Origin of the sequence: Arthrobacter sp. HMWF013 (assembly GCF_003061105.1) — a bacterium.
Classification (GTDB): Bacteria; Actinomycetota; Actinomycetes; order Actinomycetales; family Micrococcaceae; genus Arthrobacter.
Genome location: NZ_QAIQ01000283.1, coordinates 1 through 2,133, shown reverse-complemented (window position 1 = coordinate 2,133; position 2,133 = coordinate 1). Strand labels below are relative to the sequence as shown.

General features: G+C 60.5%; 1 protein-coding gene and 1 pseudogene. Both read right to left on the bottom strand.

Annotated features, from left to right (window positions below; all coding sequences use genetic code 11):
* Positions 1-362: 362 nt before the first annotated feature.
* Positions 363-1,676, bottom strand: coding sequence for a tyrosine--tRNA ligase (gene tyrS / locus DBR22_RS11100; protein WP_108599062.1), 1,314 nt, complete (start codon positions 1,674-1,676; stop codon positions 363-365).
* 76 nt (positions 1,677-1,752) lie between these two features.
* Positions 1,753-2,133: pseudogene (locus DBR22_RS11095) on the bottom strand (ATP-binding domain-containing protein); the annotation flags it as partial.

The window sequence follows — 2,133 nt, the reverse complement described above, 5'->3', positions numbered from 1 at the left end:
TTGGTATCAACAAACTTGGCACACTATTGAGTTCTCAAACAACAGACACATTCGAATAGTCCCGAAACAATTCATTTCAATGAATTCTTATTTCGTATTTCTTCGCTGCGATGTTTCTAGCTTATTTCATCCTTATTCACTTTGCAAATCCGGGTTATTTTCCCGATATTCACCTGGTGGAATGAATCCGCCCAGCCAAAAGTGAAGCTTTTCATCATTTACGTGCTGTGCACATGAAGAATTGCTTCTCTTGTGAAGGGGGTTTGTCGCCACTCAGCGGCGGCGACTCAGAAAACAATACACGCTCCCCCGCGGCCGTGCAAATCGGCTTCGGAGGAGCGTGCAAAGGGACTCGGAAAGGGCTACGGAACCAGTACTTCCACCGTGGCGAGGTTCTTCTTGCCGCGGCGCAGAAGAAGGTACTGGCCATGCAGCAGCTCGGACTCAGAGATGACCGCCTCAGGATCTGAGACCTTCTCGTTGTTGACGTAGGCCCCGCCTTCACCGACGGTCCGCCGGGCTGCGGACTTACTTTCGGAGAGACCGGATGCCACCAACAGGTCCACAATGCCCAGGCCGTCCACCAGGACGCGTGCCGACGGAAGTTCGGACGTGGCTGCTTCAAGCGTCGGCTTGTCCAGTGCGGCGAGGTCTCCATTGCCGAAGAGCGCAGCGGAGGCGGCGATGACCTTCTCTGTTGCCTCCACCCCGTGCACCAGGGACGTCACTTGGTACGCCAGCTTCCGCTGGCCCTCGCGGGCAAACGGACGTTCGGCCACGGACGTGCCCAAAGCTTCGATCTCGGCCCGGCTCAGGAAGGTGAATACCTTGAGCCTGTCCACAACGTCAGCATCAGCGGTGTTGAGCCAGAACTGGTAGAAGGCGTACGGGCTGCACATGCCGGCGTCGAGCCAGATGGCGTTGCCTTCACTCTTGCCGAATTTGGTGCCGTCCGAGTTGGTGATCAGGGGCGTGCCCAGGGCGTGGACGGTCTTGCCCTCCACCTTGCGGATGAGTTCCGTGCCGCTGGTGAGGTTGCCCCACTGGTCCGAGCCGCCGGTCTGCAGGACGCAGTCATAGTCACGGAAGAGCTGGAGGTAATCCATGCCCTGCAGGATCTGGTAGCTGAACTCGGTGTAGCTGATGCCCTCATCCGAACTCAGCCTGGAGGCAACAGCATCCTTGCGGAGCATTGTGCCGACGCGGTAGTGCTTTCCGATTTCGCGCAGGAAGTCGATGGCGCTCAGCGGTGCGGTCCAGTCGAGGTTGTTGACCATGCGCGCCGCGCTGGGGCCCTCGAAGCTCAGGAACCGGCGGACCTGCGCCTGCAGGTAACCCACCCATTCGTTGACCGTGTCCTTGGTATTGAGGGTGCGTTCCGCCGTCGGACGCGGATCACCGATCAGCCCCGTGGAGCCACCCACCAGACCCAGCGGCTTGTGGCCTGCCAGCTGGAGGCGGCGCATCAGGAGGAGCTGGACCAGGTTCCCCAGGTGCAGGCTCGGCGCTGTGGGATCGAACCCGCAGTAATAGGTGAACGGCTCACCGGCGAGGAGCTTTTCCAGTTCCTCTTCATCCGTGGACACGTGGACAAGACCACGCCACTTCAGTTCCTGCCACACGTTGGCGAAGGTGGGATCGTTCTGCTGGGATTCGAGATCGTTGAGTTCTGGCACGACTCTAAGTTAGCAGGATTGGGAACGCCCGGCGCCGAAACATACGGTACCGGGCGTCCACAGGAGGCTGCTCAGCTTAGTGTTCGATCCCCGCAGGAATGCCGGCTGCAGCGATGAGCCGGAGCCGCTGGGTTGGCCTGGTCATGGCAACGTACAGGTCGCCGACCCGGCCGTGCTCGTGGTTGAGCATCATGGATGGCTCCAGGACCACCACGCCATCGAACTCCAGGCCCTTGGCCTCGCGCGGGCTGATGACCACGATGTCCTGTTCGTAGCTGCCGGCACCGCTGCCGATGCGCCTGCCGTACACCGCACGAAGTGCTGCAGTTGCCTGCGGGAGGAGGTCGCCGTCGGCAATAACGGCCAGAAGGCCGCCGTCGAGCGCGTCCAGTTCTTCCGGGAGCACCTCCACCAGGCGGCTGACAACAGCCCCGTCAGCAACCTTGTCGATAAGGGG